Raw genomic sequence first — 466 nt, forward strand, 5'->3', positions numbered from 1 at the left:
TTTAAAATCATGGACCCGTGGTGTAGCGGTTAACATGCCTGCCTGTCACGCAGGAGATCGCCGGTTCGATCCCGGTCGGGTCCGCCATTTTTAATGTAAAATGTAGAATTGTGATGTTGCTCAAAAGGAGACTTCGGTGAAACACTTACATTAATTTTAAATTTTACATTATACATTATACATTTTAAATTTAAAACTTGGCTCGATAGCTCAGTCGGTAGAGCAGAGGACTGAAAATCCTCGTGTCGGCGGTTCGATTCCGTCTCGAGCCACCACTTATTTTTTAGTGGAGGGGTAGCGAAGTGGCTAAACGCGGCGGACTGTAAATCCGCTCCCTCAGGGTTCGGCGGTTCGAATCCGTCCCCCTCCACCACTTTTATAATGGCGGTTGTGGCGAAGTGGTTAACGCACCGGATTGTGGTTCCGGCATTCGTGGGTTCGATTCCCATCAGCCGCCCCATAAACT

At 48.1% G+C, this 466-nt stretch carries 4 tRNA genes; all 4 read left to right on the forward strand.

What is annotated here, in order from left to right:
* Positions 1–11 precede the first annotated feature (11 nt).
* Positions 12–87: transfer RNA gene (locus ACJ2A9_RS23805), tRNA-Asp, on the forward strand.
* Between the two features lie 112 nt (positions 88–199).
* Positions 200–275 (forward strand) — tRNA-Phe (locus ACJ2A9_RS23810).
* Between the two features lie 13 nt (positions 276–288).
* Positions 289–373 (forward strand) — tRNA-Tyr (locus ACJ2A9_RS23815).
* Between the two features lie 11 nt (positions 374–384).
* A tRNA-His gene (locus ACJ2A9_RS23820) sits at positions 385–460 on the forward strand.
* The last annotated feature ends 6 nt before the right edge of the window (positions 461–466 follow it).

This window comes from Anaerobacillus sp. MEB173, from assembly GCF_052119505.1.
Taxonomy (GTDB): domain Bacteria; phylum Bacillota; class Bacilli; order Bacillales; family JBJMAU01; genus JBJMAU01.